Annotated in this window: 21 protein-coding genes; 5 read left to right on the plus strand and 16 right to left on the minus strand. The window is 71.4% G+C overall.

The features are described 5' to 3' along the window. Nucleotides 1–6 precede the first annotated feature (6 nt). From ACIQTP_RS13735 to ACIQTP_RS13790, 12 genes are all read right to left on the minus strand, one after another. Complete coding sequence (locus ACIQTP_RS13735; protein ID WP_403399476.1) at nucleotides 7–1,122, minus strand: aliphatic sulfonate ABC transporter substrate-binding protein; 1,116 nt, start codon at nucleotides 1,120–1,122, stop codon at nucleotides 7–9. Between the two features lie 232 nt (nucleotides 1,123–1,354). Then, on the minus strand, nucleotides 1,355–2,710 hold the full coding sequence (locus tag ACIQTP_RS13740) for a sulfate adenylyltransferase subunit 1 (protein ID WP_402038275.1): 1,356 nt from the start codon (nucleotides 2,708–2,710) through the stop codon (nucleotides 1,355–1,357). A gap of 2 nt (nucleotides 2,711–2,712) precedes the next feature. Beyond that, the gene (gene cysD / locus ACIQTP_RS13745; RefSeq protein ID WP_402038273.1) at nucleotides 2,713–3,651 is read right to left on the minus strand and encodes a sulfate adenylyltransferase subunit CysD; all 939 of its coding nucleotides are present in this window, start codon (nucleotides 3,649–3,651) and stop codon (nucleotides 2,713–2,715) included. Further along, a complete protein-coding gene (gene cysC, locus ACIQTP_RS13750) occupies nucleotides 3,648–4,220 on the minus strand; it encodes an adenylyl-sulfate kinase (protein ID WP_403399478.1) in 573 nt (190 codons plus the stop codon). Before cysC ends, cysD begins: the two co-directional genes overlap by 4 nt. After that, entirely contained in the window at nucleotides 4,217–4,963 is a 747-nt protein-coding gene (locus ACIQTP_RS13755) for a phosphoadenylyl-sulfate reductase (RefSeq protein WP_403399481.1), read from the minus strand. Before ACIQTP_RS13755 ends, cysC begins: the two co-directional genes overlap by 4 nt. Further along, the gene (locus ACIQTP_RS13760) at nucleotides 4,960–5,139 is read right to left on the minus strand and encodes a hypothetical protein (RefSeq protein WP_079090235.1); all 180 of its coding nucleotides are present in this window, start codon (nucleotides 5,137–5,139) and stop codon (nucleotides 4,960–4,962) included. Before ACIQTP_RS13760 ends, ACIQTP_RS13755 begins: the two co-directional genes overlap by 4 nt. Further along, nucleotides 5,136–6,830, minus strand: a complete 1,695-nt coding sequence (locus ACIQTP_RS13765) for a nitrite/sulfite reductase (protein WP_403399484.1) — start codon at nucleotides 6,828–6,830, stop codon at nucleotides 5,136–5,138. Before ACIQTP_RS13765 ends, ACIQTP_RS13760 begins: the two co-directional genes overlap by 4 nt. Before the next feature lie 135 nt (nucleotides 6,831–6,965). Further along, a complete protein-coding gene (locus tag ACIQTP_RS13770) occupies nucleotides 6,966–7,049 on the minus strand; it encodes a putative leader peptide (RefSeq protein ID WP_309486338.1) in 84 nt (27 codons plus the stop codon). A 171-nt stretch (nucleotides 7,050–7,220) separates the two neighbouring features. Next, nucleotides 7,221–7,793 (minus strand): GNAT family N-acetyltransferase, encoded by a 573-nt coding sequence (locus tag ACIQTP_RS13775; RefSeq protein ID WP_403399486.1) that lies wholly within the window; start codon nucleotides 7,791–7,793, stop codon nucleotides 7,221–7,223. A 320-nt stretch (nucleotides 7,794–8,113) separates the two neighbouring features. Then, nucleotides 8,114–9,493 carry a hypothetical protein gene (locus ACIQTP_RS13780; protein WP_403399488.1) on the minus strand — a complete coding sequence of 460 codons (1,380 nt, stop codon included), beginning with the start codon at nucleotides 9,491–9,493 and terminating at the stop codon, nucleotides 8,114–8,116. A gap of 81 nt (nucleotides 9,494–9,574) precedes the next feature. Continuing rightward, on the minus strand, nucleotides 9,575–10,981 hold the full coding sequence (locus ACIQTP_RS13785; protein WP_403399490.1) for a GAF domain-containing protein: 1,407 nt from the start codon (nucleotides 10,979–10,981) through the stop codon (nucleotides 9,575–9,577). A 335-nt stretch (nucleotides 10,982–11,316) separates the two neighbouring features. Next, complete coding sequence (locus tag ACIQTP_RS13790; protein WP_403399492.1) at nucleotides 11,317–12,951, minus strand: acyl-CoA dehydrogenase family protein; 1,635 nt, start codon at nucleotides 12,949–12,951, stop codon at nucleotides 11,317–11,319. A 17-nt stretch (nucleotides 12,952–12,968) separates the two neighbouring features. On the opposite strand from ACIQTP_RS13790, the gene ACIQTP_RS13795 reads away from it, so the two are divergent. Further along, nucleotides 12,969–14,129 carry a YihY/virulence factor BrkB family protein gene (locus tag ACIQTP_RS13795; protein WP_403399495.1) on the plus strand — a complete coding sequence of 387 codons (1,161 nt, stop codon included), beginning with the start codon at nucleotides 12,969–12,971 and terminating at the stop codon, nucleotides 14,127–14,129. A gap of 113 nt (nucleotides 14,130–14,242) precedes the next feature. Here ACIQTP_RS13795 and ACIQTP_RS13800 read toward each other — a convergent pair whose 3' ends face one another. Further along, nucleotides 14,243–15,094 (minus strand): NAD(P)H-binding protein, encoded by an 852-nt coding sequence (locus ACIQTP_RS13800; protein WP_403399497.1) that lies wholly within the window; start codon nucleotides 15,092–15,094, stop codon nucleotides 14,243–14,245. Nucleotides 15,095–15,197: 103 nt separating this feature from the next. On the opposite strand from ACIQTP_RS13800, the gene ACIQTP_RS13805 reads away from it, so the two are divergent. Both ACIQTP_RS13805 and ACIQTP_RS13810 read left to right on the plus strand, forming a co-directional pair. Further along, nucleotides 15,198–16,133 carry an AraC family transcriptional regulator gene (locus tag ACIQTP_RS13805; RefSeq protein WP_403399499.1) on the plus strand — a complete coding sequence of 312 codons (936 nt, stop codon included), beginning with the start codon at nucleotides 15,198–15,200 and terminating at the stop codon, nucleotides 16,131–16,133. 10 nt (nucleotides 16,134–16,143) lie between these two features. Then, a complete protein-coding gene (locus ACIQTP_RS13810; RefSeq protein ID WP_402038249.1) occupies nucleotides 16,144–16,830 on the plus strand; it encodes a helix-turn-helix domain-containing protein in 687 nt (228 codons plus the stop codon). On the opposite strand, the gene ACIQTP_RS13815 is transcribed toward ACIQTP_RS13810, so the two are convergent. After that, nucleotides 16,813–17,217 carry a VOC family protein gene (locus tag ACIQTP_RS13815; protein ID WP_403399501.1) on the minus strand — a complete coding sequence of 135 codons (405 nt, stop codon included), beginning with the start codon at nucleotides 17,215–17,217 and terminating at the stop codon, nucleotides 16,813–16,815. The two genes, ACIQTP_RS13810 and ACIQTP_RS13815, sit on opposite strands and share 18 nt — an antisense overlap. Nucleotides 17,218–17,454: 237 nt before the next feature. Between ACIQTP_RS13815 and ACIQTP_RS13820 the strand changes: the two genes are divergently transcribed. Continuing rightward, nucleotides 17,455–17,733: a hypothetical protein gene (locus ACIQTP_RS13820; protein ID WP_403399503.1), complete on the plus strand. Its 279-nt coding sequence runs from the start codon at nucleotides 17,455–17,457 to the stop codon at nucleotides 17,731–17,733. A gap of 188 nt (nucleotides 17,734–17,921) precedes the next feature. After that, on the plus strand, nucleotides 17,922–18,575 hold the full coding sequence (locus ACIQTP_RS13825; RefSeq protein ID WP_403399504.1) for a ThuA domain-containing protein: 654 nt from the start codon (nucleotides 17,922–17,924) through the stop codon (nucleotides 18,573–18,575). Here ACIQTP_RS13825 and ACIQTP_RS13830 read toward each other — a convergent pair. Both ACIQTP_RS13830 and ACIQTP_RS13835 read right to left on the minus strand, forming a co-directional pair. Then, nucleotides 18,512–19,618, minus strand: coding sequence for a LacI family DNA-binding transcriptional regulator (locus ACIQTP_RS13830; RefSeq protein ID WP_403399506.1), 1,107 nt, complete (start codon nucleotides 19,616–19,618; stop codon nucleotides 18,512–18,514). The genes ACIQTP_RS13825 and ACIQTP_RS13830 overlap by 64 nt on opposite strands. Before the next feature lie 261 nt (nucleotides 19,619–19,879). Next, nucleotides 19,880–21,199 carry an acyltransferase gene (locus ACIQTP_RS13835; RefSeq protein ID WP_403399508.1) on the minus strand — a complete coding sequence of 440 codons (1,320 nt, stop codon included), beginning with the start codon at nucleotides 21,197–21,199 and terminating at the stop codon, nucleotides 19,880–19,882. Nucleotides 21,200–21,375: the final 176 nt, after the last annotated feature.

Below are 21,375 nucleotides of genomic sequence, written 5' to 3' on the forward strand. Positions count from 1 at the left end.
GGGTCCTTACTTGACGCCGAGACCGGCGTCGGCGACCGTGCTCTCGCCCGCGGCCCCCAGGACCTTGTTCAGGAGCGTGAGGTCGTAGATCCCGTTCAGGTCCGGCTTCTCCAGCAGGCCCGCCTTGACCGCGTGCTCCGCCTCGGTGTTGAGCGTGGCGGCCAGCGGGTCATCGGTGACCTGGATGGACTTCCAGGCCGGGTCGAGCACGTTCGCCGGGAGCTCCTTGCCGGAGTCGACCTTCAGCTGGGCGTTGGCCGCGGCCTTCGCCTGGTCGGGGTTGGCGTTGATCCACTTGTTGGTGTCGACCGAGCCCTTCAGCACGGCCTCGACGACCTTCGGGTGCTCCTTGAGGAACTTCTGCGACACGATGATGTTCGTGATCACGAACTTCTTGTCGGGCCACAGCGAGGCCTCGTCGAGCAGCACCTTGCCGCCCGCGGCGACCAGCTTGGACGCGGTCGGCTCCGGCACCCAGGCGCCGTCGATGGAGCCGGACTTGTAGGCGTCCGGGGTGATCTTGTTGTCCGTACGGACGACCGAGACGTCGCCCTTGCCGCTCTGCGCGTCGACCTTCCAGCCCTGGTCCGCGATCCAGTTGAGGAACGCCACGTCCTGCGTGTTGCCGAGCTGCGGGGTCGCGATCTTCTTGCCCTTGACGTCCTTCAGGGACTTGATCTTCTTCGGGTTCACCACGAGCTTCACGCCGCCGGACGCCGAACCGCCGATGATGCGCAGGCTCTTGCCCTGGGACTTGGTGAAGCCGTTGATCGCCGGCGAGGGGCCGATCCAGCCGATGTCGATCGAGCCCGAGTTCAGGGCCTCGATCTCGGAGGGGCCGGCGTTGAAGATGGAGTACTCCGCCTTCGTGCCGCCCAGTGCCTTCTGGAAGAGGCCTTCCTGGCGGCCGACCAGCGCGGTCGCGTGGGTGAGGTTGCCGAAGTAGCCGATCTTCACGGTGTCGACACCGTCGATCTTCGAGGATCCGGCGGCGACCTTCTCCTTCGAGGACGAGGAGTCCTTGGAGTCGGAGCCGTAGCTGCACGCGGCGAGCGCGAGCAGGGGGAGTGCGACGGCGGTGGCTATGCCACGGCGTACAAGGTTCGAGCGGATGGCAGGCACGGGAGGGGTTCCTCTCGTTGGCCCGGCGGTCACGTTTTCAGGTCGTGGCCGGGAGGTCGGCAGGTCTTCGTCGTCGCATCCGGGACGTCGGGTGGGGGGACGGGGCGCGCAGGCAGTGCGCGTACGTCATTGCGCACATCGCGCCACTCCGCCCTGCCCGCTGCCGAGGGCGCCGCTGCCGACGCGGCCGCCCTCCTTGGCGAACGTGGAGTAGAAGTCGGTGGACGTCATGTCAGAAGTCCCACCCGTCGTCGTCGCCCTCGTCCTTGACCGGCTGCGGCGCGGCGAACGACTCGCCGACCATGCCCGCGGTCAGCGTGGTGCCGTCCGCCGGGTCGATGAGGATGAACGCGCCGGTCCGCCGGGAGTCGGCGTACGAGTCGAGCGGAAGCGGTTCGGCGGCACGGATCTTGACGCGGCCTATGTCGTTGGCGACCAGCTGACCCGGGTGCGGGTGCAGCGAGAGGTCGTCCAGGGTCAGCCGGGACGGGATGTCCTTGACGATCGCCTTCACCGTGCGGGTGCCGTGCTTGAGCAGCACCCGGTGGCCGACGGTGAGCGGCTGGTCGGCCACGTGGCAGACGGTCGCCTCGACGTCCTGCGTGGTCGGGGGCGCGTCCTTGCTCGGCACGATCAGGTCGCCGCGCGAGACGTCGATGTCGTCCTCCAGCAGGAGGGTCACCGACTGCGGGGTCCACGCCACGTCGACCGGCTTGCCCAGCAGATCGATTCCGGCGACCTTCGTGGTGCGCCCGGAGGGCAGCACGGTCACGCTCTCGCCGACCCGGAAGCTGCCGGCGGCGATCTGACCGGCGTATCCCCGGTAGTCGGGGTGCTCGGCGGTCTGCGGGCGGATCACGTACTGCACGGGCAGACGGGCGTGGCAGTGCCCCAGGTCGTGGCTGACCGGGACCGTCTCCAGGTGTTCCAGGACCGTCGGGCCGCCGTACCAGTCCATGTTCGCGGAGGCGTCCACCACGTTGTCACCGGCGAGCGCCGAGATCGGGATCGCGGTGATCTCGGGAACGCCCAGCTCGGAGGCGTACGCCGTGAACTCCTCGGCGATCGCCGCGAAGACGGACTCCTTGTACTCGACGAGGTCCATCTTGTTGACGGCGAGGACCACGTGCGGGACGCGCAGCAGTGCGGCGACGGCCGCGTGCCGGCGGGTCTGTTCGATGACGCCGTTGCGGGCGTCGACGAGGACGACGGCCAGGTCGGCGGTCGAGGCGCCGGTGACCATGTTCCGGGTGTACTGCACATGCCCGGGGGTGTCGGCCAGGATGAACCGTCGGCGCGCCGTCGCGAAGTAGCGGTAGGCGACGTCGATGGTGATGCCCTGCTCGCGCTCGGCGCGCAGACCGTCGGTGAGGAGGGCGAGGTCGGGGGCGTCCTGGCCACGGCTCGCCGAGGCCCGCTCCACGGCCTCCAGCTGGTCCGTCAGGACCGACTTGGAGTCGTGCAGCAGACGTCCGACCAGCGTGGACTTGCCGTCGTCGACCGAGCCGGCGGTCGCGAAGCGCAGGAGCGTGGTCGCCGACAACTGCTCGACCGACAGCGGCTCGGCGGGTTCGGTGGTGCTGGTCATGTTTAGAAGTACCCCTCGCGCTTGCGGTCTTCCATCGCGGCCTCGGACATCTTGTCGTCGGCGCGGGTGGCGCCCCGCTCGGTGAGCCGGGAGGCGGCGATCTCGGTGATCACGGCGTCCAGCGTGGTCGCGTCGGAGTCGACTGCGCCCGTGCAGGACATGTCGCCGACGGTCCGGTAGCGCACGAGCCGCTTCTCGACCGTCTCGCCGTCCTTCGGGCCGCCCCACTCACCGGCGGTCAGCCACATGCCGGACCGCTGGAAGACCTCACGTTCGTGCGCGAAGTAGATCTCGGGCAGTTCGATGCCTTCGCGGGCGATGTACTGCCACACGTCCAGCTCGGTCCAGTTGGACAGGGGGAAGACGCGCACGTGTTCGCCGGGTGCGTGGCGGCCGTTGTAGAGCTGCCACAGTTCGGGGCGCTGGCGTCGGGGGTCCCACTGGGAGAACTCGTCGCGCAGGGAGAACACGCGTTCCTTCGCGCGGGCCTTCTCCTCGTCGCGGCGTCCGCCGCCGAAGACGGCGTCGAAGCGTTCGGACTGGATCTTCTCGGTGAGGGGCACGGTCTGCAGCGGGTTGCGGGTGCCGTCGGGGCGTTCGCGCAGGACTCCGCGGTCGATGTAGTCCTGTACGGAGGCGATGTGCAGCCGCAGGCCGTGCTTCTCGACCGTGCGGTCGCGGTATTCGAGGACTTCGGGGAAGTTGTGTCCGGTGTCGACGTGCAGCAGGGTGAAGGGGATCGCGGCGGGGGCGAAGGCCTTCAGGGCGAGGTGCAGCATGACGATGGAGTCCTTGCCGCCGGAGAAGAGGATCACCGGCCGTTCGAACTCGCCCGCGACCTCACGGAAGATGTGGACGGCCTCGGACTCCAGGGCGTCCAGGTGCGAGAGCGCGTACGGGCTGCTGTCCGTCTCCTCGGAGACACTGGCGACGGTCGTCATGCGAGACCCCTTTCGGTGAGCAGCGCGTGGAGCGCGGCCGCGGACTCCTGCACGGACTGGGTGTGCGACTCGATGCGCAGATCGGGCGACGCGGGCTCCTCGTACGGGTCGTCGACGCCGGTCAGCCCCGAGATCTCCCCCGCGGCCTGCTTGGCGTACAGCCCCTTCACATCGCGTACGGAGCAGACCTCGACCGGGGTCGCCACGTGCACCTCCAGGTAGGGGGTGCCGCCGGCCTGATGACGCCCCCGGACCGCCTCACGGCTGTCGGCGTACGGCGCGATCACCGGGACGAGCGCCTTGACGCCGTTGCGGGAGAGCAACTCGGCGAGGAAACCGATCCGCTGCACGTTCGTGTCGCGGTCCTCGCGCGAGAAGCCGAGACCCGACGAGAGGAACTCGCGGATCTCGTCGCCGTCGAGCACCTCGACTCGGTGGCCCTCCGCGCGGAGCCGGCCGGCCAGTTCGTACGCGATGGTGGTCTTGCCGGCGCTCGGCAGACCCGTGAGCCAGACGGTGGCTCCGGTCGTCACTTGCTGCTCCTGAGAGATCTGGGTGGTCGTGGTCATCCGTGCAGCCCGCACTCGGTCTTGGAGCGTCCCGCCCAGCGTCCGGCGCGGGCGTCCTCGCCCTCCAGCACACGGCGGGTGCAGGGCGCGCAGCCGACGGAGGCGTAGCCGTCCATCAGCAGCGGGTTGGTGAGGACGCCGTGCTCGGCGACGTAGGCGTCCACGTCGTCCTGTGTCCAGCGGGCGATCGGCGAGATCTTGACCTTCTGCCGCTTGTCGTCCCAGCCGACGACCGGGGTGTTCGCCCGGGTCGGGGACTCGTCGCGGCGCAGTCCGGTCGCCCAGGCGTCGTACCTGGTCAGGCCCTCTTCCAGGGGCTTGACCTTGCGCAGGGCGCAGCACAGGTCGGGGTCGCGGTCGTGCAGCTTGGGGCCGTACTCGGCGTCCTGCTCGGCGACGGTCTGGCGCGGGGTGAGGGTGATGACGTTGACGTCCATCACGGCCTCGACCGCGTCCCGGGTGCCGATGGTCTCGGGGAAGTGGTAGCCGGTGTCGAGGAAGACCACGTCGACCGGGCCGCCGTCGGGCTGGGCGCGGGAGGCGAGGTGGGCGACGACCGCGTCCTCCATGGAGGAGGTCACGCAGAACGTCTTGCCGAAGGTCTCGACGGCCCACTGGAGTATCTCCAGGGCCGAGGCGTCCTCGAGGTCGCGCCCCGCCCGCTCGGCGAGCCGCCGCAGGTCCTCGGCCGTACGGGCTCCCCGGTCTTCCCGGTCTTCCCGGTCTTTCTGAATCGTCGTCATATCTCGTCCCCTCCGCCTTCGTTGCGCTGAACCCCACGGGCGAGCAGCCCGAGGAACTTCAACTGGAAGGCTCGGTTGCACGCCGCGCATTCCCACGCGCCGTGGCCCTGCTCGCTCGGACGGAGGTCCTCGTCGCCGCAGTAGGGGCAGTAGAAGGGGGCGGCCCGCTCGCTCATGACAGCGACTCCTCGCTCGCACGGGTGGCCCACGTGGCGAAGCGCTCGCCGTCCTCGCGCTCCGCCTGGAAGCGCTTGAGGACCCGCTCGATGTAGTCGGGCAGTTCGTCCGAGGTGACCTTCAGGCCACGGACCTTGCGGCCGAAGCCCGCTTCCAGGCCGAGTGCGCCGCCCAGGTGCACCTGGAAGCCCTCGACCTGTTCGCCCTGGTCGTTGAGGACCAGCTGGCCCTTGAGACCGATGTCCGCGACCTGGATACGGGCGCAGGCGTTCGGGCAGCCGTTGATGTTGATGGTGATGGGCTCTTCGAACTCGGGGATGCGGCGCTCGAGTTCGTCGATCAGGGAAGCACCGCGCGCCTTGGTCTCGACGATCGCGAGCTTGCAGTACTCGATGCCGGTGCAGGCCATCGTGCCGCGCCGGAAGGTGGAGGGCTTGACGGTCAGGTCGAGGGCTTCGAGGCCCTCCACCAGCGAGTCGACCTGGTCCTCCGTCACGTCGAGCACGATCATCTTCTGCTCGACGGTGGTGCGCAGCCGGCCCGAGCCGTGTGCCGAGGCCAGCTCGGCGATCTTCGTGAGGGTGGTGCCGTCCACGCGGCCGACGCGCGGCGCGAAGCCGACGTAGAAGCGGCCGTCCTGCTGACGGTGCACACCGACGTGGTCGCGCCAGCGGGCGACCGGCTGGTCGGGGGCCGGGCCGTCGACGAGCTTCCGCTCGAGGTACTCGTCCTCCAGGATCTGACGGAACTTCTCCACGCCCCAGTCGGCGACCAGGAACTTCAGACGGGCGCGGGTGCGCAGGCGCCGGTAGCCGTAGTCGCGGAAGATCGAGATGACGCCCTCGTAGACGTCCGGGACCTCGTCGAGCGGGACCCAGGCGCCGAGGCGCTGGCCGATCTTCGGGTTGGTGGAGAGGCCGCCGCCGACCCAGACGTCGAAGCCGGGGCCGTGCTCCGGGTGGTTCACGCCGACGAAGGCGACGTCGTTGATCTCGTGCGCCACGTCGAGCAGCGGCGAGCCGGAGATCGCGGACTTGAACTTGCGGGGCAGGTTCGAGAAGTCCTTGTTGCCGATGATCCGGCGGTGGATCTCGTCGATGGCCGGGGTGCCGTCGATGATCTCGTCCTCGGCGATGCCGGCGACGGGCGAGCCGAGGATGACGCGGGGCGTGTCACCGCAGGCCTCGGTCGTGGACAGCCCGACGGCTTCGAGCCGGTTCCAGATCTCGGGGACGTCCTCGATACGGATCCAGTGGTACTGCACGTTCTGGCGGTCGGTGAGGTCGGCGGTGCCGCGCGCGAACTCCTGCGAGATCTCGCCGATGACGCGCAGCTGGTCGGTGGTCAGCCGGCCGCCGTCGATGCGGACGCGCAGCATGAAGTACTTGTCGTCCAGTTCCTCCGGCTCCAGGATCGCCGTCTTGCCGCCGTCGATCCCGGGCTTGCGCTGGGTGTACAGCCCCCACCAGCGCATACGCCCACGAAGGTCGTTGGGGTCGATCGAGTCGAAGCCGCGCTTCGAGTAGATCGTCTCAATGCGAGTCCGCACATTGAGACCGTCGTCGTCCTTCTTGAACTGTTCGTTTCCGTTGAGCGGGGTGAAGTGACCCACGGCCCACTGACCCTCGCCGCGGTGACGGCTCACCTTGCGGCGGGGCGCGGCGGCGGGATTCTGCGGGGTGGCGGCCATGGTTGATACGTCCTTCGGGACTGCGGGACAGGAAGGAGAGCGGCTCTCAACTGCACATATGGGCGCATACGGAAATACGCGCGCGTCATTGCGCAGAGGGAGGCAAAAGGGAGAATGTCGGCTGGGCCGGGGCTGTCAGCTCGCCGGACAGATGGCGCTGGACATGCGGCCGAGGTCGACGTGCCGCCGACTCACCAAGGCAATTCCAGTTCCAGACATGACGGAAGCGTGTCACGGGGATCTCGGGCCAGTCCACCGTCATCCATCATGTGGACACCCTTGTCCCGAATGGCGAGACAAAGGTGTTGTCGGTCACACGGCTGGGCAGGAATGGACGATCCGGCGGCCCGGGACCGCCCGATGGTGGCCCGAGGGCCGGTCCGTGGCACGTCAGACTGCTCGTGCGCCCGGCCACGGCCCGGGTGCGGCGACCTCCGGCTCCTCCTCCACCTTGGTGTCGAAGAGCTTGAAGCCGCGACGCAGGTAGTTGTCCATCGCGTGCTCACCGTCCTTGCTGCATGTATGCAGCCAGACGCGCTTCGTCTCGGCCCTTCCCGGCCAGCGCTCCGCCAGGTCCCAGGCGCGTGCCACCCCGTACGAGAGCAGGTGCCCGCCGATCCGGCGGCCCCGGAAGGCGGGGATCAGTCCGAAGTACATGACTTCCACTACGCCGTCGTCCTGCGGGTCCAGCTCGACATAGCCCGCGGGCGTTCCCCGGTCGTAGGCGACCCAGGTCTCCACGCCGGGGCGGTCCAGGAGCTCCTGCCACTGTGCGTACGTCCAGCTCAGGCGGTCGGTCCAGCGGATGTCTCCGCCTACGGAGGCGTACAGGAAGCGGTTGAACTCGGGCGAGGGGACTTCGGAGCGCACGATCCGGACGTCGCCGTCGGGCGCGATCGCGGGGAGCAGGTCGCTCGGCGCGGTCTGCTCCAGGGACCAGGTGGTCACAGTGACGGTGCTCATGGGGGCCAGGGAACCACGGGGCTGCGCCCTGCTCCGAAGCGGGGGGCTGCGTTCCCGGACACCCTGGTGTGTTCTTCGGCTGCGGCCCGGTGGGGGCCGTTCGCGCAGTTCCCCGCGCCCCTAGGGCCGGGGCTGTGCCCCGATCCCCCGCCCGCCCGATTCGTTTGGCTGCGGGCCGGTGGGGGCTGGTCGCGCAGTTCCCCGCGCCCCTGAAGACCCCCTGCGGGGGTCCAGGGGGCGCAGCGCCCCTGGCGGGTCTGGGGCGGAGCCCCAGAAGGATGGGACGGGTAGGGGCGGCGGGGGCGAAGATCCCCCGGGCTCTAGCCCAGGGACTTGTCCACCGCGGGCAAGGGGACGGCGTACAGGACGCGCTCCGGTGTCGTGTCCGGGTCCGCGCCGGTGAGGGTCCACAGTTCGCCGGTCTCCTGCCAGTAGGACAGGGAGGCGGCGTGCTGGCCCCAGCAGGCGTAGGACTGGTCCCCGGTGCACCGGACCGCCTCGGCGGCGTGGCCGCTCTGGCGCCACAGCGTGCCGTGCCGGCCCCCGCCGGCGGGGGTGTGGCCGACGTACCAGTCGGCCCTGCGCGCCCCGGCCGGCGTGTAGGAGAGGACGCCCGAGAGCCCGGCGGCCTTGGTCGTGTAGGCCTCGCGCGCGTCGACCCGCCCCAGGGAGTCGCTGCCGAGCAACCCCGCCCGGCCGGCGACGGTGCTGTACGAGTACCGCCAGATCCGGGTCCGCTCCGTGCCGTCGGCCGGCGCCGCCTCGGTCGCGACCAGGCTGTCCGGCGTCGAGGTGCGGTCCAGCGACAGGGAACCGAAACAGGGGTTCGCCCGCGCCTCGCCCGAGCCGCACGTGCCGCCCGCCGGGCTGTACGAGCCGACGGCCGGCAGCACGTACTGATAGCCGTGCGCGGAGTAGCCGCCGCGCACCTTGCCGATCGCCCCGCTGTCCACGCCCGCCTTCAGGAGGTGGTGCAGGTCGAAGACGAGCAGGGAGTCGTCCTGTCCCGCGCCGTTCTGCGCGGTGACGATCAGCTTGCCCTGGTACCAGACCATGCCGCCCATCCGGGAACGCACCGCGCCGAAGTCCCTGCCGCCGTCGCGCGGCGCGACCAGCAGCACCCAGCGGTACCTGAGCGCCACCGGGTCGCTCGCGTCGATGAAGGCGACGCGGGCCAGGCCCCGGTCCGCGGCGGAGGCGCCCGCGGCCCGGTCGTCGTGGTTCCAGCCCGCCAGGATGACCCGCTGGTCGCCCCACCGGCCGTCGTCGTCGGCGTCACCGGAGGTGGTGACGGAGGCGGGCGCCCACTGCTGGGTCAGCGCGTCGTCCGACGCCCAGCAGTACGCGCGGGTGGCGACCGGTTCGAGCGGCAGCGCGGCCCGCTCGGTCCCGGAGCAGTCGGCCTCGTCGCGCATCGTGCGGTCGGCGCTCGCCAGCACGCCGGAGACTCCGACGTTCCCGCCCATGTTCCGGCTGAGCGTGCTGAGGGTGTCCCCGGCGACCAGGTTCTCGTGCAGCCGGAGCCTGCTGGTCTCGGAGGCCGAGGTGAGCGGGGTCAGCGCGCCCGGACTGTTGCTGCCGGTGGCCTGGGAGGTGCTGATCAGCGTGGCGGCCGCGGTGAGCGCGAGGGCGGTTCCGGCCAGAGTGGCGCGCAGCGCCTGTCCCCTTCGCCTACGACGGTGCCTGCCGCGGTGCTTCATGCGTCCTCCCGAGGAAGGCCAACTGCCCCTCATGATCAGAACGTTGACGGAGAGACGGGTGGGGTGGCCTGTGGAGGGATGCTACGTCAGAGAGCCACGTGCCTGGTCAAGGACCCCGGAAGACGGTCCCGAAATACGCTCCTTGCCTCCCGCAGGGGGCATATTCGGCCGGTCGGCTGACGCGTCGGGCCCCGGTGCGGTACAAGGGGGCCCGGATTTCCGCGCCCTGCGTACCGCCGGCGCCGTCGAGTGGGGGAGCAGGTCCCGGGGGTCCTCCGGGAGTACCAACTCGACCTCCGCCGCCTCGCAGAAACGATACGGCCGGTGTTCCAGAAAGGCCCCGAGATACCGCCGTACGCGCGACATCTCGGCCCGCACCGTCACCGTACGACCGGGGTCGTCGAACAGGTCGTCGGCGAGTCCGGAGGCGCTGCGCCCGGCGGGTCGGACGGCCAGCAGGTACAGCAACTCGGCGTGGCGGGGGCTGAGTTCGTGGCACCAGGAGCCCGCTTCGGACGAGACGGTCACCGAGGAGCGGCGCGGGTGCGCCAGGTCCAGGACGATCCGCGCGGCTCGCCGGGGGCCCGGCGCATCGGCGGCCCGGAGCAGCCAGCCGCCCGGCAGCGGCTCCACCACGCACAGCCCGAGCGTCGGCAGCCAACTCCGCCCGGGAGCGAGCGCCTTGGGCAGCGCGAGCCGTCCGGTGTACGGCATCCCGGTGACCGCGGCCGTCCAGCCGTCCTGGTCCACGGCGAGGGCGCGCCCGCCGAGCCGGGCGAGCACCGGCGCCGCCACCGCGCGCAGCCCCTCCAGCGAGGTCAGGTGCAGCTCGCGCAGGCGCGCCTCGGCGAGCTTGGCCACCGCACCGACCAGGGCGAGCGTCGCCGGGTGCAGGGTGTCCAGCGGCCCGCTCACGTCCACGACGCCGATCAGACTCCCGTCGCGCGGGTCGGTGATCGGGGCGCCGGTGCAGGTCCACGAGTGGTGGGTGCGCACGAAGTGCTCGGCGGAGAAGACCTGGACGGGACGCCGGGCGACCAGCGGGGTGCCCACACCGTTCGTACCGACCACACCCTCGCGCCAGTCCGCCCCGAGTTCGAAGCCGAACCCGTCGGCCTTGCGCAGCACGGACGCGCTGCCCTCCCGCCACAGCACCCGGCCCTCCGCGTCCGCGACCACCATGATGTGGTGCGCGACGTCCGCGACCGAGAGCAGGCCCTCGCGCAGCACCGGCAGGACATGCCGCAGCTGTGAGGTCTGGCGCCGCCGCTCGACCTCGTCACGGACGAGCAGCCCGGCCCGGAAGTCGTGGTCGGGGTCGACTCCGCTGCGCAGCATGCGCTCCCAGGACTGCTCGATCACCGGGCGTGGCGTGAGGCGGGCGGGCTGTCCGGAGAGCGTGGCTGCGCGCACCTCCCGCAGGACACGGGCCGCCTGGGCGGCGTCCAGGGCGGCGAGCCGCGTCACGTCGATCGGTGAGTGCGCCACGGAATCCTCCCCATCCTCCCCGGACGGACAGACGGACCGACGGGTTCGGGGCACCTGTGGCCCGCCACTGCCCGGCCCTTTTCGGCCACGGTCACCCGGGCCCGTACTGACTGCTGTTCTCATAGTGCCGCTCAGAGCCGACGGAGGGGCACAGTCCGGCCACAGAGGCCGGAAAAGTTGCAACCCCCTGCAACCCTGGCGAACAGCCGTACGGGGTCGGAAACTTGAGCAACGCCGCCCGTGCGGCGTTCGCGCTCCTCACAACGGGGCCAAAGAGCGGGGGTGGTGCCGTGTCGGCGCAGCACCACCCCCGCGCCACCGGTGCGGAGACCGGCTCAGGAGACCGGTCGGGCCCGCTCCACCACCGTGGCCAGATCGAGACTGTGCGGCAGGGTGCCGAAGGCCGAGCCCCAGTCGCCGCCAAGGCGTGAGGCACAGAACGCGTCGGCGACCTCCGGGGGCGCGTACTGCACGAGCAGCGACCCCTGCAGCACCAGCGCGACACGTTCCGCGAGCCTGCGCCCGCGACCCTCGATGCCGTCCAGATCGGAGAGTTCGCCCAGCAGGTTCTTGATCGCGCCGTCGAGCCGGTGGTCGGCGCCTCGGGCCCGGCCCACCTCCTGCAGGAACGCGTTCAGTGCCTGCGGCTCCCGCTGGATCGCGCGCAGCAGGTCGAGGGCCTGCACATTGCCCGCGCCCTCCCAGATGGAGTTGAGCGGCGACTCGCGCAGCAGCCTCGGCATGCCGGACTCCTCGACGTATCCGTTGCCGCCCAGGCACTCCAGCGCCTCCACCGCCACCGGGGTGCAGCGCTTGGTCACCCAGTACTTGGCGGCCGGCACCGCGAGCCGCAGGAACGCCCGCTCGTCCTCGCCGCCGTCGTCGTACGCCGCCGCCAGACGCATCGCCAGCGTCGTCGCGGCCTCCGACTCCAGCGCCAGGTCCGCCAGCACGTTGCGCATCAGCGGCTTGTCGATCAGCTTGCCGCCGAAGGCCTCCCGGTAGGTGCAGTGGTGCACGGCCTGCGCCACGGCCTGTCGCATGACGGCGGCGGCGCCGAGCACACAGTCCAGCCGGGTCACCGCGACCATCTCGATGATGGTGCGCACCCCGCGCCCCTCGTCCCCGACCCGGCGCGCCCAGGTCCCGTCGAACTCGACCTCGCTCGACGCGTTCGACTTGTTGCCGAGCTTGTCCTTGAGCCGCTGGATGCGGAACACGTTGCGGGTCCCGTCCTCCATCACCCGCGGCACCAGAAAACAGGTGAGGCCGCCCGGGGCCTGCGCGAGCACCAGGAACCCGTCCGACATCGGCGCCGAACAGAACCACTTGTGCCCCGTCAGCTCATAGGTCCCGTCCTCGGCGAGCGGCCGCGCCTCGGTCCTGTTCGCCCGTACGTCACTGCCGCCCTGCTTCTCCGTCATGCCCATCCCGAAGAGCACGCCGGCCTTCTGGGAGGCGGGCCGCAGCCCCTGGTCGTAGACGGTGGACGTGAGCAGCGGCTCCCAGAGGGCGGCGAGCGCCGGGTCGGTGCGCAGGGCGGGCACCGCCGCGTGGGTCATCGACAGCGGGCAGCCGTGGCCCGCCTCGGCCTGCGACCACACGACGAAACCGGCCGCGCGCCTGAGGTGACCGCCGGGACGGCTCCAGGCCGCCGTCAGCCCCGCCGAGACCCCCTTGCCGAGCAGTCGGTGCCAGGAGGGATGGAAATCGACCTCGTCGACGCGGTTGCCGTAGCGGTCGTGGGTGCGCAGCTTCGGTGGGTTCTCGTTGGCCAGCACCCCCCACTCCTGCACCTGCGCGGAGCCCGTCGTGCGCCCGAGCAGCGACAGCTCCTCGCGTGCCTCGTCGAGAAGCCCTGGATCAAGGTGCCGGTCGACCGCCTCCACGAGGGCGCGGTCGGCGGCAAAGACGTCATATCCGACCAGGGGCGGAGCCTGGTTGGTCACGGTGTGGGTGCTGGCTGCCATACGGATACGGTAAGGACGTGCACCAGGCAAAAGAAACACCTGAACGGCCTCCCGTGGGTCGCTTTCACCGCGCTCGTGCGCTGTACAGGAATGTGTCGAAGCGCAGGACCGCCTGGCTGCTGCTCAAGGACACCGTCAACTCCTGCATGGAGTACCGGATCCTGGGGCTGGCGGCCGAGGCCGCCTTCTTCACACTCCTGTCCGTGCCGCCCCTGCTGCTGAGCCTCATCGGGCTGCTCGGCTACGTGGACGCCTGGACCGGCGCGCACTCGATCGCGAGCCTGGAGTCCAACATCATGGAGGCCTCCCGCACGGTCCTCACGGACAAGGGCGTCCACCAGATCGCCGAACCGATCCTTCACGACGTGATGAAGGGCGGCCGGCCCGACATCATCTCCCTCGGCTTCCTCTTCGCCCTGTGGTCGGGCTCGCGCGCGGTGAACGTCTTCGTCGACACCATCACCGTGATGTACGGCCTCGACGGCACCCGGGGGATCGTGGCGACCCGCGTGATGTCGTTCCTGCTGTTCATCGTGGCGCTGCTGATCGGCTCGATCGCGCTGCCGCTGATGGTCGCGGGCCCGGACGCGGTGGTGCAGATCGTGCCGTGGTCGGCGACGCTCGTGCAGGTCCTGTACTGGCCTGTCGTCATCGTGCTCTCGGTCGTCTTCCTGACCACGCTGTACCACGTGTCAGTGCCCGTCCGCTCACCCTGGGTGGAGGACGTGCCCGGCGCCCTGGTCGCCCTCGCCATGTGGGTCTTCGGCAGCTTCCTGCTCCGCATCTACCTGACCAGCACGGTCGAGGGCCCGACGATCTACGGCTCACTCGCCGCCCCCGTGGCCGTCCTCCTGTGGATCGGTGTGTCCGCGTTCGCCGTCCTCGTCGGCGCCGCGGTCAACGCGGCCATCGACCGGGTCTGGCCGGCCGCCGCCACGGCCGCGGCCCGCGCCGCGAACGAGCGCCTGCGCCAGGAGCAGGCCGCCGAGTACGTCGCCCGCGCCGCCGCCCACCGCGCCGCCGACCCCGACCTCGACGACCCGGACATGCCCTCCGAGTTCCCGGAACGCTGGTCCCGCTTCCTCCCCCCGGAGGACGTGACCTCCCGCCTCCGCACCCACGTCAAGAGCTCCCACCACCCCCGCAAGAGCAACGACGACGACTGCGCGGGGGAGTAGGACGCGCCCCTCAGGGGCGCGGGGAACTGCGCGCTCAACCCCCACCACCCGCACCCGAAGAACGCACCCCGGAGGTCTGGGGGCGGAGCCCCCAGGTTGGGGAGGGGACGGACCTACCCCTTCCACGCACCCCCCACCGCCGCCTCCCGAGCGAACGCGGTGAAATCGCGCGGCTCCCGCCCCAGAACCTCCCGCACACCCCCCGACAGGTAGGAGTTGCGCCCGTCGAGCAGGCTCTCGAAGAGCTCGACGAGGAACTCGACCTCCTCCGCCGGCACCCCGAACCCGGCCAGCTGATCGCCGTACTGGCGCGCCGTCACCGGGAGATACGTCAGCTCACCCCCCGTCGCCGCCGCGATCTCGCCCACCGCGTCCCGAAAGCTCAGCAGCCGGGGCCCGGAGACGGCGAGCTCCTGCCCGACATACCGCTCGCCCCCCGTGAGCACGGCCACCACGACGTCGGCGATGTCCCGCACGTCGATGAACGGCTCCCGCACCTCACCGGCGGGAAACACCAGCTCCCCGCGGAGCAGCCCCTCCGCCAACGGCCCCTCGCTGAAGTTCTGCGCGAACCACGCGGCCCGTACGACCGTCCAGTCCGCGCCCGACGCCCTCAGCGCCTCCTCGGCCGGCCGCGCCCGCTCCTCACCCCGCGAGGACAGCAGCACCAGTCGCCGCACCCCCAGCCGGACCGCCTCCCGTGCCAGACCCCCGACCACCTCGGCCGCGTCGGGCGAGCCGACGTCCGTGGGGTGGACGAGATACGCCGCGTCGGCACCCCGCAGGGCGTCCGCCCACGTCGACCGGTCCGTCCAGTCGAACCCCGCCGCGCGGGACGCGGCCCGCACCCTCAGCCCCGCCGCCCGCGCGGCCTCGGCCACCCGCCGCCCGGTACGCCCCGTGGCGCCCGTGACCAGCACCGTCATGCCCCGTACGTGCTCTTCGCGTGCCCTGTTGCGCGTCATACCGCCAGTGAACCGCCGCCCGCGCAGGTCTCCCATCGCCGAGGGACTCATTCCCATAAGCGGACGTCTACGCCCCTTCCCCCCAGACGTCTACGCTGACGCCATGGACGCACTCGCCGGCCTGCTGGAGGGCCCCCGGGCACGTGGCGCCTTCATGATCCGTGCGTGCTTCGACCCGCCCTGGTGCGTACGCGTCGAGGACCGCGCCCCTCTCACGATCATGCTCGTGGTGCGCGGCGAGGCCTGGGTCGTGCCGGACGCGGGGGAGCGCGTGTTCCTGCGGGCCGGTGACCTCGCGATCGCCCGCGGCCCGGACCCGTACACCTGCGCGGACGACCCGGGGACCCCGCCCCAGGCGGTGATCCTGCCGGGCGGCGCGTGCACCTACCCCGACGGGCGGTCCCTGAAGGGCCGGTGGGACCTGGACGTCCGCACCTGGGGCGACCGGCTCGGCGGCTCCACGGTGCTGCTGATCGGGACGTACATGATGCGGGGCGAGATCAACGGCAGACTGCTCGACGCCCTGCCGCCGCTGCTCTCCCTCACCCAGGACGTGTGGGACTGCCCGCTCACCGCGATCCTCACCGAGGAGATCGTCCGCGACGAGCCCGGCCAGGAGGTGGTCCTGGACCGGCTTCTCGACCTCCTCATGATCGCCGCGCTGCGCGCCTGGTTCTCCCGCCCGGAGGCCGCCGCCCCCGCCTGGTACCGGGCGCTCGCGGACCCCGTCGTCGGCCGGGCGCTGCGGTTCGTCCAGAACGACCCGGCACACCCCTGGACGGTGGCGACGCTCGCCGCGAAGGCCGGGGTGTCCAGGGCCGCGCTGGCCCGCCGCTTCAGCGAACTCGTGGGCGAGCCCCCGATGACGTACCTCACCGGCTGGCGCCTCGCCCTGGCCGCCGACCGGCTGCGCGAAACGGACGACACCCTTGAGACGATCGCCCGTCACGTCGGCTACGGCAGCGCGTTCGCCCTGTCCAGCGCCTTCAAACGGGTGTACGGGTTCAGTCCGCAGGAGCACCGGACGCGGGCGGCGTAGCCTGACGTACGTGTACGTGGAGCGGGCTTCCCGGTTGGCGGGCGCCGTCGTGTGGTCCCGTGGAACGTCCGGTTCCACGGTGGGGGCCGTGCTTCCCGACGGCTGTATGGACCTGCTCTGGCACGAGGGGCGACTGCTCGTCGCCGGGCCCGACACCCGGGCGTACGTTCCCGAGGGCGCGGGCGGCCACTGGGCGGGCGTCCGCTTCTACCCCGGCACGGGGCCGACGTTCCTCGGCGTACCCGCCCACGAACTGCGCGACCAGCGCGTCGACTTGGCGGACCTGTGGCCCGCCTCGGAGGTACGGCGCCGCACCGCGCGGGTCGCCGCGGCCGCCGACCCGGTGACCGCGCTGGAGCGGATGGCGCTGGACCGGGCGGCTGCCACCGATCCACCCGACCCGCTGCTGCGCGAGGTCGTGGCGGCCCTGGACGCGGGCCGGTCGATCGCGGCGACGGCCGACCGACTCGGCCTGGGCGCACGCCAGTTGCACCGCCGCTCACTGACCGCCTTCGGCTACGGCCCCAAGACCCTCGCCCGCGTCCTGCGCCTGCAACGGGCGCTCGCCCTCGCCCGCGCCGGGGTCCCCTTCGCGGCGACGGCGGCCCGCGCCGGCTTCGCCGATCAGGCCCATCTGGCCCGGGACGTACGGGAGTTGGCGGGCATGCCGCTGGGTGAACTACTCGGGCGCGGGTAGCGGCGCGAACAGGTCGACGCCATTGCCGTCCGGGTCGTGCACCACCGCGTACCGCATCCCCCAGAAGGCGTCCCACGGCTTGAGCTCGCCGTGGTACCCGGCGCCGACCAGGTCCTCGTAGACGGAGTCGACCTCCGCCGGGCCCTCGCAGCCGAAGGCGAGCGACACCCGGCCGCCCCCGTCGGTCGGTGGCCGCCACGCCGGGTGGAACGAACGGATCGTCTCCTCGACGTCGATCGCCAGCCGGGACCCGCCGGGCAGTTCGGCCTCGACGTGCGGCTGGTCCTCGGCACCCTCGGGGAAGACGAGCCCGAGGCGGCGGTAGAAGGCGAGCGTGGCGGCCATGTCGGAGGCGACCAGGCCGATCACGGCGAATCGTGGAGTCATGGGGACACCGTAGGCAGGGGTCGGGAAGCGGGTCTTGAACGAATCGGACAGAGTCCCTCCGGGACGCGACGACCGGAACCGAACTCACGAAGGAGCGCGTCTCCTGTGTCCGGGACAGATCAAGTACGGGTTACGGGTGCGGAGGGAAGGCGACAGCATGTCAGGTGCTGACGCGTACCCGTGGAACACCTGGGCGGCAGGATGGGGCCATGATCCGAACTCGACGCACGGTGGACGGTGTGTGAGCGGGACGGCGGCGCGCGGTACCGCGCCGGCGGGGGCCGGCACGAGTACGCGCTCGTCGAGAAGGGCCATGTGCTGAAAGTGAGCGGTGACTCGACGAAGGTGACGCGGGCCGTCCTGCGCTCCGCCCTCCATTCCGCCCACCGCCCGAGCGACGCCGAACTCGCCGCCGTCCTGCCACCGGCTCGGACGGCCACGGCGCCCGTGGAGCGGGGCGGCTTGCTGTCGACGGGGGACGGGGCACCCGACAACGGGGTGGAGACAGCGGGTTGAGCATGGGGCGCCTCGCCCCGCCGCCTCCCTGGGGCTCCGCCCACCCCCCGGCGGGTCTTCGGTCTGCGGGCGGGTGGGGGCTGATCGCGCAGTTCCCCGCCCCCTGAAAGCCTCGAGCCCGTCCGGCGTTTGAGGACCAGCTCCCCACCCCCCGGCCGAAGACGATCCCCAGGCATAGGCTCGCGCCCATGACCACCCGCGTTCTCGTCCACACCCGCACCACCGACTACCGCCACGACTCGATCCCGGCCGCCGTCGCCGCCGTACGCACCCTGGGCGCGGCCCACGGCTTCGGCGTCGACGCCACCGAGGACCCGGCCGCGTTCGAGACATCCCTCGCCCCGTACGCGGCGGTCGTCTTCCTCTCCACCAGCGGGGACGTCCTGACCCCGGAGGGGAGGACCCGGCTCGCGGCGTACGTCGAGGGCGGCGGCGGGTTCGTCGGAGTGCACGCCGCCGCCTGCACCGAGTACGACTGGCCGTACTACGGCGAACTCCTCGGCGCGCGCTTCGACCGGCATCCGGAGTACCAGCCGGGCCAGGCCGTCGTCGAGGGCCGCGAGCATCCGGCGACCCAACACCTGCCACCCGTCTGGGAGTTCACCGACGAGTGGTACGACTTCCGCACCAGCCCGCGCGGTGCGGTCCGCGTCCTCGTCTCCGCCGACGAATCCTCGTACGAGGGCGGCGGCATGGGCCGGGACCATCCCCTCGCGTGGTGCCGGGAACAGGGCGCGGGCCGGGTCTTCTACACCGCGCTCGGTCATGCCGCGGAGGCTTACGAGAACCCGGACTTCCGTGCGCATCTGCTCGGCGGGATCACCTGGGCGGCAGCCCTCTGAGCGATCCGGCCGCTCTGTACCGGTCCCGTACTCGCCCGTTCCACCAGACGCGTCGACAACTCCATGCGCGTGCCCTCGGGTTGCTCGCCCGCCATCATCCGCACGAGCAGGCGCAGTGCCGTCGCGGCCATCTCGGAGAGTGGCTGGCGCACGGTGGTGAGGGCCGGGGTGGCCCAGCGGGACTCGGGCAGGTCGTCGAAGCCGATCACGCTGATGTCGTCAGGGACGCTCAACCCCCCTTCGGACAGGGCCTGATAGGCGCCGAGGGCCATCCTGTCGGAGCAGACGAAGACGGCGGTGGGCGGCTCGGGGAGGTCGAGGAGTTCCCGCATGCGGCGGTGGGCGCCGGTCTCGCTGAAGCCGCCGTAACGGACGTACTCGGGGCGGTGCCTGATCCCGGCCGAGGCGAGGGCAGAGCGGTAGCCGGCGACCCGGGCACTGCCGCACATCTTGCGGCGGAAGCCGCCGATGACGGCGATGCGTTCGTGGCCGAGGGAGAGGAGGTGTTCCGTCGCCAGCACCCCGCCCTGCCAGTTGGCCGCGCCCACCGACACCACGCCGGGTGGCGGTTCGAGCACCGGGTCGATCATCACGAACGGGATGCGGTGCTGCTCCAGCCAGGCGTACTGGGACGGGGTGAGCTCGGCCAGGTTGAACAGCACGCCCGCCGAGCCCCGCGTGGTGAGCTTGTCCAGCCAGTCGCGCTCCGGACGGCCGCCCCTGGTCCGGGTCAGGCCGGCCGAGACCACCACCTCCAGACCCGCGTCGTGCGCCGCGCCCTCCACCCCGTGCAGCACCGCGCCCGACCAGGAGCTCTCCAGCGAGTGCACCACGAGGTCGACCAGCCCCGGCGGCTTGGTCGCCTCGAAGCGGGGTCTGCGGACGTAGCCGAGCCGGTCGAGCGCCTCGGTGACCCGGCGGCGGGTCTCCGGTGCCACGTCCTCCCGGCCGTTGACCACCTTCGACGCCGTCGGCACCGAGACCCCCGCCTCGCGGGCGACGACCGCCAGCGTCGGCCCGGTCACGCTTCCCGTACGCACCATGAGAGCCCGCCTCCCCGGCCCGCCCGAGGGCCCGTCGAAAGTTTCGAACAGCACTGCTCGCGCGACCGGCACCGCGACCGCGTAGCAACCGCTTTCTACACTAAGCCCGCCTCAACACGGCGTGAAGGGGAAAGGGTTGGGGGAAGTCCACGGGACTCCTCGCGGGCCGAAACTTTCGAAATACCGAACGTGTGGCGTCCGCCCCCACGGCGTTGAGGGCGACCTCGATGAGGTGGAGGATCCCGGAGAAGTGACGTGACGTCAGGCGGACTCTCGCAAAGCCTCCTTGGGCTTCCCGGGGTTCCTCTCGGTCGTCGTCCCCCGACGCGCCGTCAGCAGTGCCGTGCCCAGCAGCAGGCCCAGCGCGGGCAGGACGGGGAACCGGCCGTCGGGAGCGAAGCCCCGGGTGGCGAAACGGGTCAGGGCGGTGACGCTCGCCGCCAGGCCGAGCCAGGGCAGCCAGGAGCGGGAGGAGCCGGGATCCGGGCGAGTCCGCTCGTGGAGGAGGGCCAGCCCGCGCTCCAGGGGACGCAGCGCCCGCACGACACCGGTCAGGACGACGCCGAGCACGAGGAGCCACGGCAACCGGAGTCCCCACCAGGCCGCGGACCCGACGGCGGGTTCGGGCGCGAGGCCGGTCAGATAGAACGCGGCGGCGACGATCAGCACCGGCAGCATGTGCCACAGATACAGCGTCATGGTGGCGCCGCCCACGGGGCGCACCGCCCGCCACACCCGCTCGCGGTCCAGCAGCCGTCGTACCACGGGCGCGGCCAGCAGGCACAGGCCGACCTGGGCCACCGCCCACGCCAGCATCGCCGCCGACGGCGGATCGGTGTTGCTGGGGGTCTGCCCGGTCACCAGGATCAGACTGACCGGGAACGGCCCGAGGGTGATCAGCGCGGCGAAGGCCAGCCCGCCGCCCGCCGCCAGTGCGGCCGGGAGCGGCCGGCGCTCCGTCAGCAGGCCGTCTTGCCAGCAGAAGCCCAGTTGGTAGGCCACGCCCCAGACGAGCACGTAGTCGAGCAGTCCGATGTACGGCGTGTGCACCGTCACCACCAGGGTGTCGGTCACGAGGGCGACCGCGCCCATCGCCACCGGGACGAGGAGGCCCCAGCGCCGGTGCGCCGCGTGCAGCGGCGGGGTCAGGGCGCTGAGGAGCAGATACACCGGAAGGAACCAGAACTGCATCGCCATCGCCCAGCCCACCAGTTCAAGGGTGTTCGGGTCCACGCCGACCGCTGAGCAGATCCCTACGGCGGACAGCACAAGACCGCTGTACACGGCGGCCGGAAGCAACAGCCGCAGCGCCCGCGCTCCGACCCATCCGGCGGCCGTACCGCCCGCCGCCCGGGCCCGCGCCCAACTGCCCCCCGCCGCATGGCCCCCGGCGAGGAAGAACAACGGCATGATCTGAAACCCCAGCGTCAGCCACTGGGTCCAGGGCACGGTCGCCAGCAGCTCCGGCGCGCGGATCTCTCCGTCGGGCTCCCGGACGAGAGCGGTGATCAGCCAGTGGCCGAGCACCACCAGGCCGATCGCCCACGCGCGCAGGAAGTCGACATAGCGGTCTCTGCTCATGGGCTGTCATGCTGCCGCAGTGCCGCCGCCGACCACCGTGGGGAACCCGGGCCGCAACCAATTCGTGCCCGGTACGACATCCCCCAGGTCCTCCAGGTTCTGATCGGCCTCGTCGGCCTCGTCTACCGCCGGGAACGGGCTGCGGCGGTGTGATGCTCTGCTGTGGAAGGAAACGA

Origin of the sequence: Streptomyces sp. NPDC090798, from assembly GCF_044768965.1 — a bacterium.
Taxonomy (GTDB): domain Bacteria; phylum Actinomycetota; class Actinomycetes; order Streptomycetales; family Streptomycetaceae; genus Streptomyces.

Bases quoted from the DNA above. Each gene is read 5' to 3' on its own strand.
- ACIQTP_RS13835 (WP_403399508.1), bottom strand. From the start codon at position 21,199: ATGAGCAGAGACCGCTATGTCGACTTCCTGCGCGCGTGGGCGATCGGC.
- ACIQTP_RS13825 (WP_403399504.1), top strand. From the start codon at position 17,922: ATGACCACCCGCGTTCTCGTCCACACCCGCACCACCGACTACCGCCAC.
- ACIQTP_RS13740 (WP_402038275.1), bottom strand. From the start codon at position 2,710: ATGACCAGCACCACCGAACCCGCCGAGCCGCTGTCGGTCGAGCAGTTG.
- ACIQTP_RS13815 (WP_403399501.1), bottom strand. From the start codon at position 17,217: ATGACTCCACGATTCGCCGTGATCGGCCTGGTCGCCTCCGACATGGCC.
- ACIQTP_RS13790 (WP_403399492.1), bottom strand. From the start codon at position 12,951: ATGGCAGCCAGCACCCACACCGTGACCAACCAGGCTCCGCCCCTGGTC.
- ACIQTP_RS13830 (WP_403399506.1), bottom strand. From the start codon at position 19,618: ATGGTGCGTACGGGAAGCGTGACCGGGCCGACGCTGGCGGTCGTCGCC.
- ACIQTP_RS13760 (WP_079090235.1), bottom strand. From the start codon at position 5,139: ATGAGCGAGCGGGCCGCCCCCTTCTACTGCCCCTACTGCGGCGACGAG.
- ACIQTP_RS13800 (WP_403399497.1), bottom strand. From the start codon at position 15,094: ATGACGCGCAACAGGGCACGCGAAGAGCACGTACGGGGCATGACGGTG.
- cysC (WP_403399478.1), bottom strand. From the start codon at position 4,220: ATGACCACGACCACCCAGATCTCTCAGGAGCAGCAAGTGACGACCGGA.
- ACIQTP_RS13755 (WP_403399481.1), bottom strand. From the start codon at position 4,963: ATGACGACGATTCAGAAAGACCGGGAAGACCGGGAAGACCGGGGAGCC.
- cysD (WP_402038273.1), bottom strand. From the start codon at position 3,651: ATGACGACCGTCGCCAGTGTCTCCGAGGAGACGGACAGCAGCCCGTAC.
- ACIQTP_RS13775 (WP_403399486.1), bottom strand. From the start codon at position 7,793: ATGAGCACCGTCACTGTGACCACCTGGTCCCTGGAGCAGACCGCGCCG.
- ACIQTP_RS13765 (WP_403399484.1), bottom strand. From the start codon at position 6,830: ATGGCCGCCACCCCGCAGAATCCCGCCGCCGCGCCCCGCCGCAAGGTG.
- ACIQTP_RS13770 (WP_309486338.1), bottom strand. From the start codon at position 7,049: ATGTCTGGAACTGGAATTGCCTTGGTGAGTCGGCGGCACGTCGACCTC.
- ACIQTP_RS13780 (WP_403399488.1), bottom strand. From the start codon at position 9,493: ATGAAGCACCGCGGCAGGCACCGTCGTAGGCGAAGGGGACAGGCGCTG.
- ACIQTP_RS13805 (WP_403399499.1), top strand. From the start codon at position 15,198: ATGGACGCACTCGCCGGCCTGCTGGAGGGCCCCCGGGCACGTGGCGCC.